Raw genomic sequence first — 21644 nt, forward strand, 5'->3', positions numbered from 1 at the left:
ATATCGAGCATCGGTGCGCGGCGCGTCCACCGCGGAGGAGGGCGGCGTACGCATCGGCCGATGCGCAGACAGTGTGACATTACCCTTTGTGTCCGTATGGCTTTGGACTATTCTTTGCGCGGCGCGCCTGTCTGCGCACGACCGTTGCCCCGCCCGGCAGCCTCCCTTCGCAACGGTCACCCCGAGCCTGAAAGCCGCTCGCGCATTGCCCAGGAGGAGAGTGGATGACCCCGCCGCAAGGCCCCCTGTCCCGTCTTTCCGGCCCGCCGTCCGAATCCGGCCGCCTGTCTATCGCGCTGATCGCCGTGCTTGCGGCGGTGTGGCTGCCGGGTGCCGTGCTGGCCGCGCCGCACGGCGGGTGGGTGGAGCTGGCCTGGCTGCTCTGGTGCGCGGGCTGCGGGGCATGGCTTTACCGGCAGTGCGCCCGCCGCGCGCCGGTGCAGCAGACTGAAGCGGATACCGGAACGGCGCCTGCGGTGGCCCCTGCACCGCCTTCGCTGGTGCAGCCCTTGCCGATGCCGGCCTGTCTGATCGATCTGCCCGACGGCTCGGTGAGCGAACTCAACGACGCCTTTGCCCGCCTGCTGGACGACAACGTCATCGCGCTGGCGGACCGCAGTTTCGTCGATTTCTGTCTCACGCCGCAGGACAAGCTGCGCGTCGTCCAGCTGCTGGCCGACGGCCGGGGCGCCGACGGCCTCGAGCTGCCGCTGCGCAGGCGCGACGGCGCGGTGCGCTGGGTGTCGGCCGCCGCGCGGCCGGTCGATCCGGACGCGCCCCGGCAGATGCTGCTGATCGCCCACGACATCACCGCGCAGATGCAGGCGCAGCGCTCGCTGGCGGCCAGCGAACAGCGTTTCCGCGTGTTGCTGGGCGCGCTGTCCGAAGCGGTGGTGCTGTATGACGCCAAGGGCAGCCTGCTGACCAGCAATCGCACCAGCGAGGACTGCAGCTGGCTGGAGGCCGCTCAGCCCTCTCAGCCGGACCGGCAGACCGAGGCCCGGCTGTATGACGAGCACGGCGCGCCGCTGGCGCCCGACATGCATCCCGCCATCCGTTCGCTCGGAGATGGTCTCCCTGCGCGCGACGTGGTGATCGGGATCGAGGACGGCGGTGGCCAGCTGCGCTGGCTCAACGTGAATACCCAGCCGCTGTTCCACGCCGGCGCGGCGCGACCGTATGCGGTGGTGGCGTCCTATCTCGACCTGACTGCGCGCATCCGTGCCGAGCGCGCGCTGCGCGCCAGCGAGCAGCGTTACGCACTTGCGCTGCGCGGCATGAATGAGGGACTGGCCGAGTGGATCACCGGCAGTGACCGCATGTATGTGTCGCCCCGGCTGTCGCAGATCATGGGCTACGACGCCGGCGGGCGGCGCATGCGGGTGCGCGATTTCGTGGCCGGCATCCATCCGGCCGACCGCAGGGCGTGGTCGGCGCTGGTGGCCAGCCATCTGCGCGGCCGCACCGACCACTTCCAGCAGGAACTGCGCATGCGGCATGCCGACGGCCGCTATCGCTGGTTCCAGCTGCGCGGTGTGGCCCAGCGCGATGCGGCTGGCCGCAGTGCCCGTGTGGTGGGCACGGTGGCCGACGTATCGGTGCGCAAGCGGCTGGAACAGATCGACATCGCGGAACGCGAGCTGCTGGCGCTGATCGCCGCCGCCGCACCGCTGGCGGAGGTCATGTCGCGGCTCGCCGTGCTGGTGGCCGGCCTGATCAATGAGGACGCACGCTGCGCGGTGCTCACCTTCGAGCCAGCGGGCGGACTCGGGGTGGGCGTGGCCGACCATGCGCTGCCGCAGGCGCTGCGGGCGCGCCTGCAGCGCCTGCCGGAAGAGCCCTGCCGGGGAACGGTGATCGACAGTCTGCGCAATCGCCGGACACTGCTGTACGAGGATGTGCTGGCCGAAGCCGAGCTGGAGAACTGCCGCGAGCCGCTGCTGGCGGACGGACTGCGCGCGCTGTGGGCGCTGCCGCTGGTGGCGCAGGACGGTACGGTGCTCGGCTGTCTGGCCATCCTGCACGATCGTCCGTGGCGCCCGGGACGGGCGGACGAGAACACGGTGGAGCGACTGGTCGAGATCGCGCAGTTCGCGCTCGAACGCGCGCGCGCCGAACGACAGGTGCATGAACTGAACGAGTCGCTGGAGCGCCGGGTGGCCGAACGCACCGCCCTGCTGGAACAGGCGAACGGCGAGCTGGAGGCGTTCTCCTATTCGGTGTCGCACGACCTGCGCAGCCCGCTGCGCGCGATCAACGGTTTCGCGCATCTGCTGGCCGAACAGGCGGCCGCGGTGCTGGACGACGAAGGGCGCGACATGCTGGACCGCATCCAGCGCGGCGCCTCGCGCATGGGCCTGCTGATCGACGACATCCTGCATTTTTCGCGCGTGTCGCGGGTGGACATGCTGCGTACCGATGTCGATCTGGACGCGCTGGTGCAGGCGGTGGCGAGCGATCTGGCGGAGCAGTATCCGGCGTCGAGGATGGCGCTGTCGCCGCTCGGCCACGTCAGCGGTGATCCGGCCATGCTGCGTCAGGTGTTCGTCAATCTGCTGGGCAACGCGCTGAAATTCTCGTCCCGCAACACGCAGCCGCTGGTGGAGGTGTTCGTCGAGCGGACGGCGGGGGGGCCCTCCCTGTGCGTGCGCGACAACGGTGTCGGCTTTGATCCGGCCTATGCCGACCGGCTGTTCGGGGTGTTCCAGCGCATGCACGGTGCGGAGGAATTCCCGGGCACCGGCGTCGGCCTGGCCATCGTGAAGCGCATTGTCGAACGCCATGGCGGGCAGATACGCGCCGAATCGGCGCCGGGTCGCGGGGCCACCTTCCGCTTCACGCTGGATGGCCTGATCACGGTCGATCAGGCCGCAAACGCCTCGCCCGACAAGGCTGCGGTCAGCGCGCAGGACGGCCTCCGCAGCGTACCGCGCACCGGCACCTGAAAGCCGCACCAAAGAAAACGGAGCGTGCCGCGCAAGGCGGGACGCTCCGTCCGGGATCGTGCGGCGTGGCCGCCCGGCCTGCGATCAGCCGATCAGCCGGGTCAGTGCCTCGCGGTACTTGTCGCCGGTGCGCTGGATGATGTCGGCCGGCAGGGTCGGACCCGGCGCGGTCTTGTTCCAGTCCAGCGTTTCAAGATAGTCACGCACGAACTGCTTGTCGAAGGAGGGCGGATTGCTGCCTTCCTGGTACTGGTCGGCCGGCCAGAAGCGCGACGAATCCGGGGTCAGCGCCTCGTCGATCAGGATGAGCTTGCCGTCCGCGTCGAGGCCGAACTCGAACTTCGTGTCGGCGATGATGATGCCGCGGCTCTTTGCGTAGTCGGCGGCCGCGCTGTAGAGCGCGATCGCGGTGTCGCGCACCTGTGCAGCCATGGCGGCGCCGATCAGCGCTTCGGTCTGTGCGTAGCTGATGTTCTCGTCGTGATCGCCCACCGCCGCCTTGGTGGCCGGCGTGAAGATGGGCGAGGGCAGTTTCGAGGCCATGCGCAGGCCGTGCGGCAGCTGTACACCGCACACCGCACCGGTACGCGAGTAGTCACCCCAGCCGGAGCCGATCAGGTAGCCGCGCACCACGGCTTCGATCGGCAGCGGTTTCAGCCGGCGTACCACGATGGAACGGCCTTCGACCTGATCGCGCTCGTCCGCGGTCACCACCGATTCCGGCGCGATGCCGGTCAGGTGGTTGGGCGAGACCGATGCGAGCTTGCCGAACCAGAAGTTCGAGACTGCCGTCAGCACCTTGCCCTTGCCCGGGATGGGGTCGGGCAGGATGACGTCGAACGCCGACAGGCGATCGGTGGTGACGATGAGCATCTTGTCGTCGTCGATCGCGTAGATGTCACGGACCTTGCCGCGGGCAATCAGCGGCAGGCTCTTGATGCTGGATTCGAACAGTGCGTCGGCCATTTCTTTTCGGGTATCGCGTTCTTCGGTTCGGCGTTTCGGTTTCAGTTCACGGTCTGCGCGAGCTGGCCGGCGGCATAGCGACGGGCCATTTCGTCCAGCGGAATCGCCTTGATCTTGGGCGCCTGGCCTTCGCAGCCGAATTCCAGATAGCGCTGCTTGCACACTGCCTTGGCCGCTTCGCGTGCCGGCTTCATCCATTCGCGCATGTCGAACTTTTCCGGATTTTCGGTCAGGAACTTGCGCACCGCGCCAGTCATCGCCATGCGGATGTCGGTGTCGATGTTGATCTTGCGCACGCCGTACTTGATCGCTTCCTGGATTTCCGGAACCGGTACGCCATAGGTCTGCTTCATCTTGCCGCCGTACTGGTTGATGATGTCCAGCAGGTCCTGCGGCACGCTGGACGAACCGTGCATCACCAGATGGGTGTTCGGGATGCGGGCGTGGATTTCCTTCACGCGGGAAATCGCCAGGATGTCGCCGGTGGGCTTGCGCGAGAACTTGTAGGCGCCGTGGCTGGTGCCGATGGCGATCGCCAGCGCGTCCAGCTGGGTGGCCTTGACGAATACCGCGGCCTCTTCCGGGTCGGTCAGCATCTGGCTGTGATCCAGCTTGCCTTCGGCGCCGATGCCGTCTTCCTCGCCGGCTTCGCCGGTTTCAAGATTGCCCAGGCAGCCCAGTTCGCCTTCGACCGTGGCACCGATGCGGTGAGCCATCTCGACCACCTTGCGGGTCACATCGACGTTGTAGTCGAACGAGGCCGGGGTCTTGCCGTCTTCCATCAGCGAGCCGTCCATCATGACCGAGCCGAAGCCCAGGTCAAGCGCGCCCTGGCACACCTTGGGGCTGGTGCCGTGGTCCTGGTGCATCACCAGCGGAATGTGCGGCCACGCTTCGGTGGCGGCCTGGATCAGGTGCTTGACGAAGCTCTCGCCGGCGTACTTGCGGGCACCGGCGCTGGCCTGCAGGATGACCGGCGCGCCGACTTCGTCGGCGGCGCTCATCACGGCCTGGACCTGCTCGAGGTTGTTCACGTTGAAGGCCGGGAGGCCGTAGCCATTCTCGGCGGCGTGGTCGAGCAGTTGGCGCATGGATACCAGAGGCATGTGTTTCTCCTGCGAGTTCAGATTACGGTGGAGAGTTGACGATACTCCCCGACCTTGACGATTTTCAGTGTATTGGTTCCGCCCGGAACGCCGATAGGCTCGCCGAAGGACAGCACGATGAGGTCACCGACCTTCACGGCACCGCTGCGCAGCAGTTCGGCTTCGGCGTCGATAAGCATGCGGTCGCGGTCGGCGTCCGGATCGAGCTTGATCATCAGCGGCGTCACGCCGCGGTACATCGACAGCTTGTAGCGGGTGCGCACTTCCGGCGTCAGCGCGTAAATGGGCACGCCGCTGTTCAGGCGCGACATCCACAGCGAGGTGGAGCCTGACTGGGTCAGCGTGGCGATCGCCTTCACCTTCAGGTGGAAGGCCGAGAACAGCGCCGCCATCGCGATCGACTGGTCGATGCGGGTGAACACGCGCTGCAGGAATTCCTGGTCCAGCTTCACCTCGGCCGACTTCTCGGCCTCGACGCAGATGCGGCCCATCGCCTCGACCGTTTCCACCGGGTACTGGCCGGAGGCGGTTTCAGCCGACAGCATGACCGCGTCGGTGCCGTCCAGCACCGCGTTGGCCACGTCCGACACTTCGGCACGGGTGGGCACAGGGCTGCTGATCATGGACTCCATCATCTGGGTCGCAGTGATCACCAGCTTGTTCATTTCGCGCGACACGCGAATGATGCGCTTCTGCATCGCCGGCACCGCCGCGTCGCCCACTTCGACCGCGAGGTCGCCGCGTGCCACCATGGCGCCGTCCGACGCTTCGAGGATTTCCTCCAGCGCCGGAATCGCCTCCACCCGCTCGATCTTGGCGATCAGCAGCGCGCTCGAACCGGCCGCGCGGAGCAGATCGCGCGCCTGCTTCATGTCGGCACCGCTCTTCGGGAAGCTCACCGCGACGTAGTCAACATTCAGCGACGCCGCGATCTTGATGTCTTCCATGTCCTTGGGCGTCAGCGCCGGCGCCGACAGGCCGCCGCCCTGGCGGTTGATGCCCTTGTTGTTGGACAGCTCGCCGCCGTGGCGGACCACGCAGTGGATCTGGGTGTCGGTGACCGCCTTCACGTCCATCACGATGCGGCCGTCGTCGAGCAGCAGTACCGCGCCCGGCTCGACGTCATTCACCAGTTCCGGGTAGTCCAGGCCGACCCGCTCGTGATCGCCCAGCTGGCACTCGATGTCGAAGATGAAGGGCTGACCGCCCTTCAGCAGCACCTTGCTGCCGGCGAACTTGCCGACGCGGATCTTCGGACCCTGCAGGTCGGCCATGATGCCGACCGTGCGGCCCACCTTGGCGCAGGCCGCGTGCAGGTTCTCGACGCGCGCACGATGGTCGTCCGCCTTGCCATGCGAAAAATTGAGCCGCACGACATCGACCCCGGCCTCGACCAGCCGTGTGAGGGTGGCCAGATCGCTGGATGCGGGGCCGAGTGTGGCGACGATTTTGGTGAAACGATGCATGGCTGGGCGGTCTCCTCGTTGTTTCGTTGTTTTATGCGCGTTCTGTTTGATGATCAGCCGTTGGCGCGCTTGAGCAGGATATCGACGGCGGGCAGCGTCTTGCCCTCGAGGAATTCGAGGAAGGCGCCGCCGCCGGTCGAGATGTAGCTCACCTGATCGGCGATTCCGTATTTTGCGATGGCGGCGAGCGTGTCGCCACCACCGGCGATCGAATAGGCCTTCGATTCCGCGATGGCGCGGGCCACCGTTTCGGTGCCGTGACCGAATGCGTCGAACTCGAACACTCCGACCGGACCGTTCCACACCACGGTGCCGGCAGCCTTCAGCGTTTCCGCCAGTTTGGCGGCCGCCTTCGGGCCGATGTCCAGGATCATGTCGTCGTCGGCCACGTCATCGACCGCCTTGACGGTGGCTTCTGCGTCGGCAGCGAAGGCCTTCGCGCATACGACATCTTCCGGCAGCGGCACGTTCGTCTTGGCCATCACGCGCTTTGCGGCGTCGACCAGATCGGCTTCGGCCAGCGACTTGCCGATCTTCTTGCCGGCGGCCAGCAGGAAAGTGTTGGCGATGCCGCCACCAACGATGAGCTGATCCACCTTGTCGGCCAGGTTTTCGAGCAGCGTGAGCTTGGTCGATACCTTGGAACCGGCGACGATGGCCGCCAGCGGGCGGGCCGGCTGGCCCAGCGCCTTGCCCAGTGCGTCCAGTTCGCTGGCCATCAGCGGACCGGCGCAGGCGACCGGTGCGTACTGGCCCATGCCGAAGGTGGTCGCCTCGGCGCGGTGGGCGGTGCCGAAGGCGTCGTTCACCCATACGTCACACAGCGCGGCGAGCTTCTTCGACAGCGCGTCGTCGCACTTCTTCTCGCCCTTGTTGGCGCGACAGTTCTCCAGCAGCACCACTTCGCCCGGTGCCACCTGTACGCCATCCACCCAGTTGGCGACCAGCTTCACTTCGAAGCCCAGCAGTTCGGACATGCGGCGCGCGATCGGCGCCAGCGAGTCCTCCGGCTTCAGTTCGCCTTCGGTCGGGCGACCGAGGTGGGAGGTGACCATGACCGCGGCGCCGGCGTCGCGCGCGGCACGGATGGCCGGCAGCGAGGCGCGGATGCGCGTGTCTTCGGTGATGTTGCCGGCGTCGTCCTGCGGCACGTTGAGGTCGGAGCGGATGAACACCCGCTTGCCCTTGAGATCGAGATCGGAAAGTCGCTTGAACTGCATGATGAATGCTCCGCGGTGCGTGATGGGCCTGTCAGGCGTGATCGAGTGGCGTTTCGGGACGGGCAAAAAACGAAGCGGGGCAGGGGCGCCCGCGCCCGCGCCCCGCTCGTCGACGCCGGATCCTTACTTGGCGCTCATCAGCGCGACGGTGGTGTCCAGCATGCGGTTGGAGAAGCCCCACTCGTTGTCGTACCACGACAGCACCTTGACCAGCTTGCCGTCTGCCGACACGCGGGTCTGGGTCGAGTCGAACACGCTGGAACGCGGGTCGTGGTTGAAGTCGATGCTCACCAGCGGCAGCGTGTTGTAGCCGAGGATGCCGGCCAGCTCGCCTTCCGAGGCGGCCTTCAGGATGGCGTTCACTTCATCCACGGTGGTGGCGCGCTTGGCGGTGAAGGTCAGGTCGACCACCGACACGTTGATGGTCGGCACGCGCATCGCAAAGCCGTCCAGCTTGCCGTTCAGTTCCGGGAGCACCAGACCGACCGCGGCGGCGGCGCCGGTCTTGGTCGGGATCATCGACTGGGTGGCGCTGCGGGCGCGCCGCAGGTCTTCGTGATAGACGTCGGTCAGCACCTGGTCGTTGGTGAAGGCGTGGATGGTGGTCATCAGGCCGGTATCGATGCCGATCTTGTCGTTCAGCGGCTTTGCCAGCGGGGCCAGGCAGTTGGTGGTGCAGCTGGCATTCGAAATGACGGTGTCGGTGGCCTTCAGCACGCCGTGGTTCACGCCATAGACGACGGTGGCGTCCACGTCCTTGCCGCCCGGCGCGGAAATGATCACCTTCTTGGCGCCGCCCTTCAGGTGGGCCGAGGCCTTTTCCTTGGTGGTGAAGAAGCCGGTGCATTCCATCACCACGTCGACGCCCAGTTCGCCCCACGGCAGTTCGGCCGGGTTGCGGTTGGCCAGCACGCGGATCTTGTCGCCATTGACCACCATGTAGTCGCCGTCGACGCTGACCGTGCCCGGGAACTTGCCGTGCGCGGTGTCGTACTGGGTCAGGTGCGCGTTGGTCTTCGGGTCGCCGAGGTCGTTGATCGCGACGATTTCGATGTCGTGGCGCTTGCCGCCTTCGTAGTGCGCACGCAGCACATTGCGGCCGATACGTCCGTAACCATTGATCGCAACCTTGATCGTCATTTCAGCAACTCCCTCTCCGTTGGGTGTGGATTCAAGAAAAGTCTTGGATTGTGCGGCGCAGCTTGTGGCTGCGCTGCGCCTAAATTGGCATTTGGAAACGCAAACGCGGCGGATTGCAGAACAATCCCGCCGCGTTGGCGCTTACCTGCCAAGCACTTGTCGTGCCGCCTTCGCCACCGCGTCCGCAGTGATGCCGAAAGCCTTGTACAGCTCGCCCGCCGGGGCCGATTCGCCGAAGTGGTCCAGACCCACTACCGCGCCTTCCAGGCCGACGTACTTGCGCCACAGATCGGTCACGCCCGCTTCCACCGCGACGCGCGGAACGCCGCGCGGCAGCACGGTTTCACGCCAGGCGGCGTCCTGCCGGTCGAACACGCTGGTCGACGGCATCGACACCACGCGCACCGTGATGCCTTCGGCTTCGAGCGATTTCTGCGCGGCCAGCGCCAGCGACACTTCGGAGCCGGTGGCAATCAGCACCGCTTCCACCTTGCCGGCCGCTTCGGACAGCACGTAACCACCCCGCGCGATGGCGGCGGTGGTCGCGGCATCGCGTGCGACGTGCGGCAGGTTCTGGCGCGAGAACATCATCGAGGTCGGGCCGTCGGCGCGCTTGATGGCCGATGCCCAGGCGGTCGCCGACTCCACCGTGTCGCACGGACGCCAGACATCCATATTGGGCATCAGGCGCAGCGTGGCGGTCTGTTCCACCGGCTGGTGAGTGGGGCCGTCTTCGCCGAGGCCGATCGAATCGTGGGTGAACACGAAGATCTGGCGCACCTTCATCAGCGCGGCCATGCGCAGCGCGTTGCGTGCGTATTCCGAGAACATCAGGAAGGTGGCGGTGTAGGGGATGAAGCCGCCGTGCAGCGCGATGCCGTTGGCCAGCGCCGCCATGCCGAATTCGCGCACGCCGTAATAGAGGTAGTTGCCGCCCGGATTGGCCGCGGAAATGCCCTTGGAACCGGACCACAGCGTCAGGTTGGAACCTGCCAGGTCGGCCGAACCGCCCAGCAGTTCCGGCAGCGCCGGCGCGAAGGCTTCGATGCAGTTCTGGCTGGCTTTGCGGCTGGCGATGTTCTCGGCCTTGCCGTCGAACTTCGCGATCGTGTCGGCCACCACCTGTTCGAAGTCGGCGGGCAGTGCGCCGCGCATGCGGCGGGTGAATTCGGCGGCCAGTTCCGGGTGTTCGGCGCTGTAGGCGGTGAAGCGGGCGGTCCATTCCTCTTCCGCCTTCTTGCCGGCCGGACGACCGTCCCAGGCGGCGTATACGTCGGCCGGAATCTCGAACGGGGCGTGGGTCCAGCCGATGTGGGCGCGGGCAGCTTCGATTTCGGCGGCGCCCAGCGGCGCACCGTGCACGTCGTGGCCACCGGCCTTGTTCGGCGATCCGAGGCCGATCACGGTGCGGCAGCAGATCAGCGTCGGGCGCGCGGTATCGGCCTTGGCGGCGCGGATGGCGGCGTCGATGGCGGCGGCGTCATGGCCGTCGACATCCGGAATGACCTGCCAGCCGTAGGCTTCGAAGCGCTTCGGCGTGTCGTCGGCGAACCAGCCCTTGACGTGGCCGTCGATCGAAATGCCGTTATCGTCGTAGAAGGCGATCAGCTTGCCCAGGCTCTGGGTGCCGGCCAGCGAACAGGCTTCGTGCGAAATGCCTTCCATCAGGCAGCCGTCGCCGAGGAAGCACCAGGTGTAGTGATCGACCACCGAATGGCCAGGGCGGTTGAACTGGGCGGCCAGCGCGCGCTCGGCCAGCGCCATGCCGACCGCGTTGGCAATGCCCTGACCCAGCGGGCCGGTGGTGGTTTCCACCCCCGGTGCGTAACCGTGTTCCGGGTGGCCCGGCGTCTTGGAATGCAGCTGGCGGAAGGACTTCAGGTCGTCGATCGACAGGTCGTAGCCGCTCAGGTGCAGCAGCGCGTACAGCAGCATCGAGCCGTGGCCGTTGGACAGCACGAAGCGGTCGCGATCGGCCCAGTTCGGGTTGGCCGGGTTGTGCTTCAGGTGATGGCGCCACAGCACTTCGGCGATTTCCGCCATGCCCATCGGGGCGCCGGGATGACCGGAGTTGGCTTTCTGGACGGCATCCATCGCGAGGGCGCGGATGGCACCGGTGATCGGATTGAAGCCTGCTTTCGGGGTGACGGAGGGGGCGCTCATCAGACGGGGTTCCGGCCGGAAAAACCTGCAATTATCCGCGAAAACAAGGACTCACGCCAGCCGTGTTGCGGCGCAAGAGCGGTGCGGATTTGCGGCGGAAAGTGGCCGGAAATGGCCTCAAAGGGCGCGGGCACAGGCTTTGCCCGCAGCGACGGCCGCTCCGGTCAGTAGCGGGCGCGCGCCTTGCGCCCGTTTTCGACCAGCCGGAGGATGAGCGGGGTGAAGATGAGCTGCATCGCCAGATCGATCTTGCCGCCCGGAATCACGATGGTGTTCGCGCGCGACATGAAGGCGCCGCCCATCATGGCCAGCAGGTACTGGAAGTCGATGCCGCGCGGGTTGGCGAAGCGGATCACCACCATGGACTCTTCCGGCGTCGGGATGGAGCGCGCGATGAAGGGGTTGGAGGTATCCACCATCGGCACGCGCTGGAAGTTGATGTGCGTGTTCTCGAACTGCGAACAGATGTAGTGCACGTACTCCGGCATGCGGCGCAGGATGGTGTCGGTCACCGCCTCGGTGGTGTAGCCGCGCTGTTCGCGGTCACGGTGCAGCTTCTGTATCCACTCGAGATTGATGATGGGCACCACGCCGATGCGCAGGTCCACGTGCTGCGCGATGTCCACCTTGTCGGTTTTCACCGCCCCGTGCAGGCCTTCGTAGAACAGGATGTCGGTGCCCGGCGGAATGTCTTCCCAGGGGGTGAAGGTGCCGGGCGGCTGACCGTAGGGAGCGGCTTCCGCCTCGTTGTGCAGGTACTTGCGGATGCGCCCGCTGCCTTCGTTGCCGTACTGGCAGAACAGCGTTTCCAGTTCTTCGAACAGGTTGGCGTCAGAGCCGAAGTGGCTGAAGTGGTCATTGCCGGCCGCCGCCTCCCGCGCCATGGCTTCCTTCATGTCCTCCCGGTTGTAGCGGTGAAAGGCGTCGCCCTCGACGATGACCGGATTCACGCCCTCGCGCCGGAAAATGTGCTGGAAGGTGCGGGTGACCGTACTGGTGCCGGCGCCCGAAGAGCCGGTGATCGCGATGACGGGGTGGCGGGCTGACATCCGGGGTTGTTTCCTGTGGCCGGGGCGCGGTGGCTCAGAAGGCCGAGAACAGGCCGCGCGAATTGAACAGCGGCGAAGTGTATTCGCGATCGAGCCCCTGATCGCTTTCGTGGTGGTACTGCACGATGCGGCGCACCTCCTCGCGCGAACCGAAGATCAGCGGCGTGCGGCTCTGCAGGCTGCGCGGCGTCAGCTCCAGGATGCGCTGCCGGCCGTTGGTGGCTGCGCCGCCGGCCTGTTCGATCAGGAAGGCGATCGGATTGGCTTCGTACATCAGCGAAATGCGGCCGGGCGAGGGCGGCTGCATGGTGTCTTCCGGATACATGATGACGCCGCCGCGGGTGAGCACGCGGAAGGTTTCCGCCACCAGCGACGCGATCCAGCGCATGTTGAAGTCTTCGCCACGCGGGCCGGTCTGGCCGGCCAGGCATTCCTCGACATAGCGCTTGACCGGCGGCTCCCAGAAGCGGGATTTCGACGCATTGATCGCGAATTCGCTGGTGTGGGCCGGAATCTTCATCTGCGGATGGGTCAGGATGAAGGCACCGATGTCGCGGTCCAGCGTGAAGCCATCGACACCCTCGCCGGTGGTGAGCACCAGCATGGTGGACGGGCCGTACAGCGCGAAGCCGGCGCACACCTGTTCTGTGCCCGGCTGCAGGAAGTCGGAAAGCTGCGGCTCGGCCCCCGGATTCGGCGCGTGCAGCACCGAGAACAGGCTGCCCACCGTCAGATTCACGTCGATGTTGTTGCTGCAGTCCAGCGCGTCGAACAGCAGCAGGTACTTGCCGCGCGGCGGCTCGTCGGGCGTGGGGATGAAGCCATCCAGCCCCTCGGGCGCCAGCGCGGCCAGGTGGCCGCCCCATTCGCACTCGCGCTGCATCGCCTCGTTGGCGATGGCGTCGAGTTTCTGGACGACACGACCCGACAGATTGATCGCCGCGCCGCTGCCGACCGCCTCGAAACTGCCGAGCGAGCCGACCAGTGCTCCCTTGTTTACATGATTGGAAATGATCTTGACTGCGGTGGCCACCGCGTTCAGCAGGCTTGAAAAGATCCCGCTGGCTTGCGGGTGTCGCTGCTGGGCTTCGATGGTGTAACGCGTCAGGGTCTTGCGCCCTTCACTCATGACAGCCTCCTCCGGTCCCGGTGTCGATTCCATCCTAGCCGGAGCATGGACCGGCTGTCACATGAGTCGGGTGGCAACAGCGGGCGAGGCCGGCTCGAGCCTGGATTGCTGCGCGTGCGGAGCGATGTGTTCCGCCGCATGCAACAGAGTGTGCAATGCAAAAAAATACCCCGGACTCTTGCGAGCCGGGGTATGAATCCACAAACAAGGTTGTGGAGGAGGAGCCTGTGTCACCTGTCGGTTTTCATTGAGCTGACAGGGTTTGACGATGATCTGTTCGCTTCGGACAACGTGCGGTATGTTTCGGTTCCGCCGCGTTTCGTCTGCTGTTGCGGTGCAATATATCTGGATTCAGTCTTTGTTGAAAATAAGATGTTTTGATAGGATCAATCAAACATTCTTATCTGGATTGATATGGCAACGCAGTGGACCCGGGGTGTATCACTCCGACAGCTCAGGATTTTCGAAGCGGTCGCGCGGCTGGGGTCCATTTCTCGGGCAGCCGAGGAACTGCATCTGACCCAGCCTGCGGTGTCCATGCAGGTGAAGGCGCTGGATGGTCTGATCGGGCTGCCGCTGATCGAAACGCTGGGCAAGAAGCTGCGCGTGACAGAGGTCGGCATGGAAATCGCGCGCCACGCCCGCGCGATCGAACACCAGCTGGCCGAAGCCGAGGCCGCGCTGGCGCAGATGGCGACCGGTCATTCCGGCCTGGTGTCGGTGGGCGTGGTCAGTACCGCCAAGTATGTTGCACCGCGGCTGCTGATGGCCTTCCGCGAACGTTATCCGGACGTGCAGGTGCGCATTTCGCTGCACAACCGCGACGACATCTTCCGCCACCTCGAGGACAACCTGATCGACGTGGCCATCATGGGGCGTCCGCCGGCGGCGCTCGGCTGCGAAGCCCACGTGTTCGCCGAGCATCCGCTGTCGGTGCTGGCCTGCGAGGGGCATCCTCTGGCGGGCGGAAAGACGGTGACGGCGGAAGATCTGGGCCATGAGGCCTTCCTGATCCGCGAACGCGGATCCGGTACCCGGGTGACCCAGGAGAGCTATCTGGTCGAACAGGGCATACGTCCGGCGGAAATCATCGAGCTGCCCAGCAATGAAATCATCAAGCAGGCGGCCATCGCCGGCATGGGCCTGGCTTTCCTGTCCGAACACACCTGCCAGCTCGAACTGCGCACCGGCGTGCTGTGCCGTATCGCGGCGCCGGGCACGCCCATCGTGCGCAACTGGCATGTGGTGTACCGCGACCGCAAGAACCTGCTGCCGGCCGCGCTCGCGTTGCGCGACTTCCTGATGCACGAGGGCGGGCGGCTGGTGAATTCGCAGGTGGCGCCGGTGCATCTGCCGGTGCACCACGGCTGACGTCCGTGCCTTGAGGCGGCACCCGCCTCTTAAGCCGTAGCGGGTGTGCGCCTCAACGACCGCCGTGGGCGGACAGCCAGTCCATCCATTCCCGGTAGAGGTCGGCGCTGGCGCCGACCACCACGGGTGTCTTGCGGCCGGGAGCCATGTCCAGCGCCTCGCCGTCGAGCATCGAGCAGCGCGCGCCGGCTTCGGCCGCGATCAGGCTGCCGGCGGCGAAATCCCACATCATCTGGCCACCGTGCAGATAGACGTCCAGCCGGGCGGCCGCGATGAAACACCACTCCAGCGCGCTGGAACCGAAGTTGCGCTGCGAGTAGAAGGGCGACTGGGTGGCGAGGGCGTCGCCCAGCGCCTTCGGGATGCGCTTGAAATCGACCCCGGCCACCGCGTCCATCAGGTGACGGGCTGGCGTGCGCAGCGGCAGCGGGTTGCCGTTCAGGAAGGCGCCGCCGCCTTCATGCGCATAGAAGGCCTCGTCGGTCATCGGGTTGTACACCACGCCGTAGCGGGTGCGTCCGCCCTGGATGTAGGCGATGGCCACACCGAAGAAGGGAATGCCGTTGACGAAATTGGTGGTGCCGTCGATCGGATCGATGCACCAGATGCCGTCTTCGCTTTCATGCCACAGCCTCAGCTGTACCGACTCCGGCATTTCCTCGCCCAGCACCGGGCGGTCGATGATGCGGGGCAGGCGTTCGATCAGCGCTTCCTGCGCCGCCAGATCGACCACGGTAAACAGGCTGCCGTCGTCCTTCTGGTTGCGCTGGGCAGTCAGGAAGTGCGGCATGATCACCTCGCGGGCGACGCTGCGCGCGGTGTCGACGATCTGTTGCAGGGTGGATGAGCTCATGGTCGTCCGTCAGTGTGCCGTGCTTTTGATCCGGATGCACCCCGTCAGCGCGGCGTGGCAGTATCGTTCGCGGCGGTGGCCGGCCGTACAGGCCTGTCCCGACTGATTACGGCGGTCGCCACCTGCACCTGAGGCCGGCTGGCGCGGTCGCCGTGTCGTATCGAGCGTTCTTGCAGTGCACAAATAATAACACGATGATTCCACGCTTCTTTTGCTCTCTGCCCGACCAGCCCTCCGGCGTGGTCGACCTGCCGGCGCCGGTGGCGCATCACATCGAGCGCGTGCTGCGCCTGAGCGCCGGCGATGCGGTCACGCTGTTCGACGGGCGCGGCAGCGAGTTTTCCGCCCGCCTGCTGCGCAGCGGCAAAACCCTGCAGGCCGACATCAGCGGCGAGGCGCGGCCACAGCGCGAGTCTCCGCTGTCGGTCACGCTGATGCAGTGTCTGGCCGCCTCCGACAAGATGGACTGGATCGTGCAGAAGGCGGTCGAGCTCGGCGTGGCCCGGGTGCAGCCGGTGGTCAGCCGCCGCGCGGTGGTGAAACTGGCCGGCGAGCGTGCCCAGCGCAGGGTCGAGCACTGGCAGCAGATCGCGGTGTCAGCCTGCGAGCAGTGCGGCCGCAATGTCGTGCCCGAGGTGACACCGCTGCTGACGCTGCCGCAGGCCCTGGCCGGTGCGTCAGGCCAGCGTTTCGTGCTGCACCCGGAAGGCGGAATCCCGCTGAAGTCGGCCGGGCTGCGTGCCGATGAAGCGCTCACCGTGCTGATCGGCCCCGAAGGCGGTTTCGACGACGACGAGCTGGCGGTCGCCCGCGCGGCGGGTTTCCGGCCGCTCACGCTGGGGCCGCGGGTGCTGCGCACCGAAACTGCCGGCGCCGCCGTGCTGGCCGCCCTCAATACCGTGATCGGAGATTTCTGATGTTCGCGTCGCTGTCGCAGCAGGTCGAACCGATGGACGAGGAAAGGCTGGAGCGCGCGGTATCGCGGCTGCGCGCCGATCTGCTGGACGCGCAGTATTCGGTGCTGGAACAGGCCCGCACGCCGGTGGTGGTGCTGATCGCCGGCATCGCCGGTGCCGGGCGCGGGCGGGTGGTCAATACGCTGAACGAATGGATGGACCCGCGACACATCCGCACCAGCGCCTTCGGTCCGCGGGACGAAGCCGAGCGCCAGCGTCCGCACATGTGGCGCTACTGGCAGGCGCTGCCGTCGCGCGGCCGGACCGCCATCATTTTCGAAGGCTGGTACACCGAGGCGATCGACGCCCGGGTGAACCGCCGTATCAAGCGCCACGCGTTCTGGCACACGCTGCACGAAATCCAGCGCTTCGAGCGCATGCTGGCGATGGAAGGCGCGGTGGTGCTGAAGTTCTGGCTGCATCTGGATGCCGACCGCCAGCGTGCGCATTTCCGCGAACTGGAGCGCGACAGGGCCACCCGCTGGCGGGTGACCGCCGAGGACTGGCGCGCGCATCGCCAGCACAAGCGCATCTGCAAGGTGGCGGAAGAGGCGATCCGCATGTCGGACACGGTACATGCGCCGTGGCATCTGATCGACGCCAGCGATCTCGGGCAGGCGCAACTTGCGGTTGGTAAGGTCATCCTGAAAGCGCTGAAGACCGCGCTGTCCGGACAGCGGCGCACCGCCGCGCCGGCGCTGCCGCCGCTGGTGGTGCCGAGCGAACAGCCGGCGCAGCCGGCACGGGTCGTGACCAAGCCGATGTCCAAGCACGACTACGAGCCGGAACTGGAGCACCTGCAGGGCCGGCTCAACATGCTGCTGCGCCATCCGGCGTTCGCGCGCCGTTCGCTGGCGGTGGTGTTCGAAGGCATGGACGCCGCCGGCAAGGGGGGCGCGATACGCCGCATCACCCACGCGCTGGATGCACGCAACTACCGGGTGCATCCGGTGGCGGCGCCGACCGAGCACGAGCGGCGCTATCCCTGGCTGTGGCGCTTCTGGCGCGATGTGCCGCGTGATGGCCGGGTGGCGCTGTTCGACCGCTCCTGGTACGGACGGGTGCTGGTCGAGCGGGTCGAGGGCTTTGCCGCCGAGCCGGACTGGTCGCGCGCCTATGAAGAGATCAATGCCTTCGAGCAGGAATGGACCGAGCACGGCATCATCGTCTGCAAGTTCTGGCTGGAGGTCAGCGCCGACGAACAGCTGCGCCGTTTCAACGAGCGCGGCCGCCGGCGCTTCAAGCGCTTCAAGATCACGCCCGAGGACTGGCGCAACCGCGAACGCTGGGGTGATTACCTGCCGGCGGTGCAGGACATGCTGGCCCGAACCCATACCGAACGGGCGCCCTGGGCAGTGGTGGTGGCCGACGACAAGTACCGCGCCCGCCTCGCCATACTCGAATCGCTGTGCGAGCGCCTGGAATCCGAATTGCAATGACACGCATCTGGGTCAACGGCGGGTCATCCGCTGCGGCTAAAATCAGCGCATATCTCTGACCGGACACCGCATGCACGCCGATCCCGATTCGCGGCGCTTCGTCGCCTGGGTGCGCAGCGCCGCACCCTATATCCACGCCTTCGGCGGTCGCACCTTCGTCATCGCCGTCGGCGGCGAAGTACTCCAGGGCCCGCTGGCCAATTCCCTGGTGCAGGACTGCAACCTGCTCGCCGCGCTCGGCATCAAGCTGGTGCTGGTGGTGGGCGCACGCCCGCAGATCGAGGAAGAACTCGCGGCCCGCAGCCTGGAAGCCCGCTACCACAAGGGCTTGCGCGTGACCGACGCGCAGGCGATGGAATGCGTCAAACGCGCCAACGGGGCCATCCGCATCGACGTCGAGGCGCTGTTCTCTCAGGGCCTGCCCAACACGCCGATGGCCGGCAGCACCATCGAAGTGGCCTCCGGCAACTTCCTGACCGCCCGCCCGGTCGGCGTGGTCGATGGCATCGATCACGGCTATACCGGCACCGTGCGCAAGGTTGACGTCGAGGCGCTGAATGACGCGCTGGCCGACAGCGACATCGTGCTCATCCAGCCCTACGGCTATTCGCTGACCGGCGAGGTGTTCAACCTCAGCATGGAAGAGGTGGCCGAATCGGTCGCGGTGGCGCTGCAGGCGACCAAGCTCATCTACCTGTGCGACGCGCCGGGCATCGTCGACGAATCGGGCGAACTGGTGCCCGAACTGACTGCAGACGAAGCCACGCAGTGGCTGAAGGCCGGCCGTGGCATCACCGAGGACCTGGGTCTCTACCTGCCTCGGGCCATCCGCGCGGTGAAGCTCGGCGTGGCACGTGCCCACATGATCGATCGCGACCTCGACGGCGCGCTGCTGCTGGAATTCTTCACCACCCAGGGCGTGGGCACCGTCATTTCGCGCGAGCGGCTGGCGCGCATGCGCCACGCCGGCGTCGAGGACGTGCCCGCCATCGCCGGCCTGATCGCGCCGCTGGAGGCTGACGGCACGCTGGTCAGCCGCGGCCGCGAACGGCTGGAGCGCGAGATCGACCGCTTCAGCGTGCTCGAACACGACGAGGTCATCATGGGCTGCGCCGCCTTCTATCCCTATCCGGAAGAGGCGATGGCCGAACTGGCCTGTCTGGCGGTCATGCCCGAATACCGTCGTCACGGCTACGGCGAGCAGATCCTGAGCTATGTCGAAACCCGCGCCCGCGCCGAAAAGATACGCGACCTGTTCGTGCTCACCACGGTGACCGCGCACTGGTTCGTCGAGCGCGGGTTCAAGGAGGCCGGCATCGACGCGCTGCCGCGGGTGCGGCGGGAGAACTACAACCCTCAGCGCCGCAGCAAGGTGCTGGTGAAGCGACTGTGACGCCGCCGGAGCCCTGCGCATGCTCCGACTGCTGAACCGCCGCATCGGCGTGCTGCAGGGGCGGCTGGTCGCATCAGTGCTGCTGCTGGCCGGCGCGCTGTGCGGCGTGCTGCTGTGGTCGGGCAGCGAGCTGGCCGCCCAGCTGGTCGCGCGTGAGGCGGTACGGCTGGATTACCTGAGCGCCGACATGCAGACCCGTCTGAGCGCCGCGGTCACCGGTGATCCGGCCCGGCTGGCGACCGAACTGGGCACGCTGCGCCGGCTCGGCCAGCTTGTCTACGCCGAAGTCCGGGACGATGCGGGACGGGTGCTGGTCGCGGACGGCGGCCCGGCCGCGCTCGGTCCGCCTCACGCCGACCTGCAGGCGGCGCTGGACAGCGGCCGCGGGCGTTACGAAATGCGGGTCGAGCTGCTGCAGCCCGGCCGCCGCGCGCCGGTGGGCGTACTTCGTGCCAGCGCCGATCTGTCCGGACTGCAGGATTCCCTCCAGCTGCTGCGCGCCGGCGCTGCGGTGCTGATCGCGCTGGTGCTGGTGCTGCATGCGCTGCTGGTGCGCTGGGTGCTGGGCGGCGTGCTCGACGGCGTCAGCGCGATCGAGAACCGGGCGGTGGCACTGCGCCGCGCAGAGGACGTGGCGCCGCTGCCGGTGCGGGGCGATGACGCGCTTGCGCGGCTGACCCGCGCCTTCAACCAGATGGTGCAGGCGCTCGACGAGCGGGTGACCGCGCTGCGCAAGAGCGAGTCGCGCTTTCACGCGATCGCCGATTTCACCTTCGGCGTCGAAGCCTGGTTCAGCCCGCAGGGCCGGCTGATCTGGGTGAACCGCTCGATCGAACGGGTGACCGGCTATACGCCGCTGGACTGTCTGCTGGCGGAAGATCTGGCGTCCATGCTCATTCACGAGAAGGACCGCCGCATCTTCGCTGCCCGCGCGCGTGACGCGCTGGCCGGTGCCAGCGGCGAGAACTTCGAGGTGCGGCTGCTGCACCGCGAGGGATCGGTCGTGTGGGTGGCGCTGAACTGGCAGCCCATCTACGACGAAGGCGGCATCTGCCTCGGCGTGCGGGTGTCGGCGGACGACATCCAGAGCCGCAAGGAAGCCGAACTGAAGCTGCTGGACACCGTGACCGCGCTGCGTCGGGAACAGGGTCTGCGCGACTACTACCTGACACGCAGCGAGGAAGAGCGTTCGCGGCTTGAGGCGCTGCTCGACCTGATCAATCTGGGCGTGCTCTTCGTCGACCGCGATGGCCGCGCTCAGCACGCCAACCGCATGCTCAAGGCGATCTGGGGTTTCGCCCCGGACGAGAATCTGTCCGGCATGCGCGACGCGGTGCTGATCGACCGTACCGGGCACCTGCGGGCGGACGAGGAGGCCTACCGCGAACAGGTGAAGAAGGTGCTCGCCTCGCGCATCCCCAGTGCGCCGCTCGACATTCCGCTGCGTGACGGTCGCATCATCCGCGAACAGTCGGCGCTGGTACCGTCCGCCGCACCCGGCCGCTTCCTCGGTCGTGTGTGGATCTACGAGGACGTGACCGCCGAGCGGCGCGCGGCCGAGGCGCTGGTCAACATGGCCGAGCGCGATCCGCTGACCAATCTGTACAACCGCCGCCGCTTCCATGAAGAACTGGAGCGCATGATCGCCGAGGCTGGCCGCCGCAAGACCCAGCTCGGCCTGCTCATGTTCGATCTCGACGGCTTCAAGCCGGTGAACGACCTGTTCGGCCATCAGGCCGGCGACGAGGTGCTGGTGAGACTGGCGCGCGACGTGGGCGCCATCATCCGGCGTAACGAAATGTTCTTCCGGCTCGGCGGTGACGAGTTCGCGGTGCTGGCGCCGGATACCGACGAACAGGCGCTGACCGGGCTGGCGCGCCGGATCGGCGACAAGGTGGCGGGCATGGTGTTCGAATTCAACGGTCGCACGACCCAGGTCACCACCAGTACCGGCATCGGCATCTATCCGCTGCATGCACACAGCGGCGAATCGCTGCTGACCGCTGCCGATTCGGCGATGTATGCCGCCAAGAACGGCGGCAAGAACGCCTTCCGGATGTACGAACGTAGACACGGAACCTGAAGGCTGCCTGCATCGGGCAGACGCCTAAATGCCGCTGCGGCCGTAGAATCCGGTCTTCTTGTGGACACACGCTTTTTTGGAGTTTCAGATGGCACGCATGGTCAATTGCATCAAGCTCGGACGCGAAGCCGAAGGGCTGGATTTCCCCCCGATTCCCGGCGCGCTCGGCGCCCGCATCTATGAATCGGTGTCCAAGGAGGCGTGGCAGCAGTGGGTGAAGTACCAGACCATGCTGATCAATGAGAACCGCCTCAGCCTGATGGATGCGCGCGCCCGCAAATACCTGGCCGAACAGATGGAAAAGCACTTTTTCGGAGAAGGTGCGGACCAGGTCACGGGCTTCGTTCCCCCGTCCGCCTGAGCGC

The 21644-nt window shown here is 66.7% G+C and carries 16 protein-coding genes; 7 read left to right on the forward strand and 9 right to left on the reverse strand.

The window, feature by feature from the left end:
* Nucleotides 1-224: 224 nt before the first annotated feature.
* Nucleotides 225-2945 carry an ATP-binding protein gene (locus tag METUNV1_RS11515; RefSeq protein ID WP_008061885.1) on the forward strand — a complete coding sequence of 907 codons (2721 nt, stop codon included), beginning with the start codon at nt 225-227 and terminating at the stop codon, nt 2943-2945.
* An 84-nt stretch (nt 2946-3029) separates the two neighbouring features.
* On the opposite strand, the gene METUNV1_RS11520 is transcribed toward METUNV1_RS11515, so the two are convergent.
* From METUNV1_RS11520 to METUNV1_RS11555, 8 genes are all read right to left on the reverse strand, one after another.
* Complete coding sequence (locus METUNV1_RS11520) at nt 3030-3911, reverse strand: phosphoribosylaminoimidazolesuccinocarboxamide synthase (RefSeq protein ID WP_008061889.1); 882 nt, start codon at nt 3909-3911, stop codon at nt 3030-3032.
* 41 nt (nt 3912-3952) lie between these two features.
* Nucleotides 3953-5017, reverse strand: a complete 1065-nt coding sequence (fba, locus tag METUNV1_RS11525; RefSeq protein ID WP_008061891.1) for a class II fructose-bisphosphate aldolase — start codon at nt 5015-5017, stop codon at nt 3953-3955.
* A gap of 17 nt (nt 5018-5034) precedes the next feature.
* On the reverse strand, nt 5035-6483 hold the full coding sequence (pyk, locus tag METUNV1_RS11530; protein WP_008061892.1) for a pyruvate kinase: 1449 nt from the start codon (nt 6481-6483) through the stop codon (nt 5035-5037).
* A gap of 53 nt (nt 6484-6536) precedes the next feature.
* Nucleotides 6537-7703, reverse strand: a complete 1167-nt coding sequence (locus METUNV1_RS11535; protein WP_008061893.1) for a phosphoglycerate kinase — start codon at nt 7701-7703, stop codon at nt 6537-6539.
* 123 nt (nt 7704-7826) lie between these two features.
* Nucleotides 7827-8843, reverse strand: a complete 1017-nt coding sequence (gene gap / locus METUNV1_RS11540) for a type I glyceraldehyde-3-phosphate dehydrogenase (RefSeq protein ID WP_008061894.1) — start codon at nt 8841-8843, stop codon at nt 7827-7829.
* Between the two features lie 141 nt (nt 8844-8984).
* On the reverse strand, nt 8985-11006 hold the full coding sequence (gene tkt, locus METUNV1_RS11545) for a transketolase (RefSeq protein ID WP_008061895.1): 2022 nt from the start codon (nt 11004-11006) through the stop codon (nt 8985-8987).
* Between the two features lie 164 nt (nt 11007-11170).
* Entirely contained in the window at nt 11171-12055 is an 885-nt protein-coding gene (locus METUNV1_RS11550; RefSeq protein ID WP_008061896.1) for a phosphoribulokinase, read from the reverse strand.
* A 34-nt stretch (nt 12056-12089) separates the two neighbouring features.
* The gene (locus METUNV1_RS11555) at nt 12090-13184 is read right to left on the reverse strand and encodes a class 1 fructose-bisphosphatase (protein ID WP_008061897.1); all 1095 of its coding nucleotides are present in this window, start codon (nt 13182-13184) and stop codon (nt 12090-12092) included.
* 414 nt (nt 13185-13598) lie between these two features.
* On the opposite strand from METUNV1_RS11555, the gene METUNV1_RS11560 reads away from it, so the two are divergent.
* The gene (locus METUNV1_RS11560; RefSeq protein ID WP_081471358.1) at nt 13599-14555 is read left to right on the forward strand and encodes a LysR family transcriptional regulator; all 957 of its coding nucleotides are present in this window, start codon (nt 13599-13601) and stop codon (nt 14553-14555) included.
* A gap of 52 nt (nt 14556-14607) precedes the next feature.
* Here METUNV1_RS11560 and METUNV1_RS11565 read toward each other — a convergent pair whose 3' ends face one another.
* Complete coding sequence (locus METUNV1_RS11565) at nt 14608-15408, reverse strand: inositol monophosphatase family protein (protein ID WP_008061901.1); 801 nt, start codon at nt 15406-15408, stop codon at nt 14608-14610.
* Between the two features lie 194 nt (nt 15409-15602).
* Here METUNV1_RS11565 and METUNV1_RS11570 point away from each other — a divergent pair, with 194 nt between their 5' ends.
* From METUNV1_RS11570 to METUNV1_RS11590, 5 genes are all read left to right on the forward strand, one after another.
* Complete coding sequence (locus METUNV1_RS11570) at nt 15603-16325, forward strand: 16S rRNA (uracil(1498)-N(3))-methyltransferase (RefSeq protein ID WP_081471359.1); 723 nt, start codon at nt 15603-15605, stop codon at nt 16323-16325.
* Complete coding sequence (gene pap, locus METUNV1_RS11575; RefSeq protein WP_008061906.1) at nt 16325-17803, forward strand: polyphosphate:AMP phosphotransferase; 1479 nt, start codon at nt 16325-16327, stop codon at nt 17801-17803. The genes METUNV1_RS11570 and pap overlap by 1 nt, the downstream gene beginning before the upstream one ends.
* Before the next feature lie 70 nt (nt 17804-17873).
* Nucleotides 17874-19196, forward strand: a complete 1323-nt coding sequence (gene argA, locus METUNV1_RS11580; protein ID WP_008061908.1) for an amino-acid N-acetyltransferase — start codon at nt 17874-17876, stop codon at nt 19194-19196.
* A 19-nt stretch (nt 19197-19215) separates the two neighbouring features.
* Nucleotides 19216-21279, forward strand: coding sequence for a diguanylate cyclase domain-containing protein (locus tag METUNV1_RS11585; protein WP_008061909.1), 2064 nt, complete (start codon nt 19216-19218; stop codon nt 21277-21279).
* Nucleotides 21280-21367: 88 nt separating this feature from the next.
* Nucleotides 21368-21640, forward strand: coding sequence for an oxidative damage protection protein (locus METUNV1_RS11590; RefSeq protein ID WP_008061910.1), 273 nt, complete (start codon nt 21368-21370; stop codon nt 21638-21640).
* Nucleotides 21641-21644: the final 4 nt, after the last annotated feature.

Origin of the sequence: Methyloversatilis universalis FAM5 (assembly GCF_000214035.2) — a bacterium.
Lineage (GTDB): Bacteria > Pseudomonadota > Gammaproteobacteria > Burkholderiales > Rhodocyclaceae > Methyloversatilis > Methyloversatilis universalis.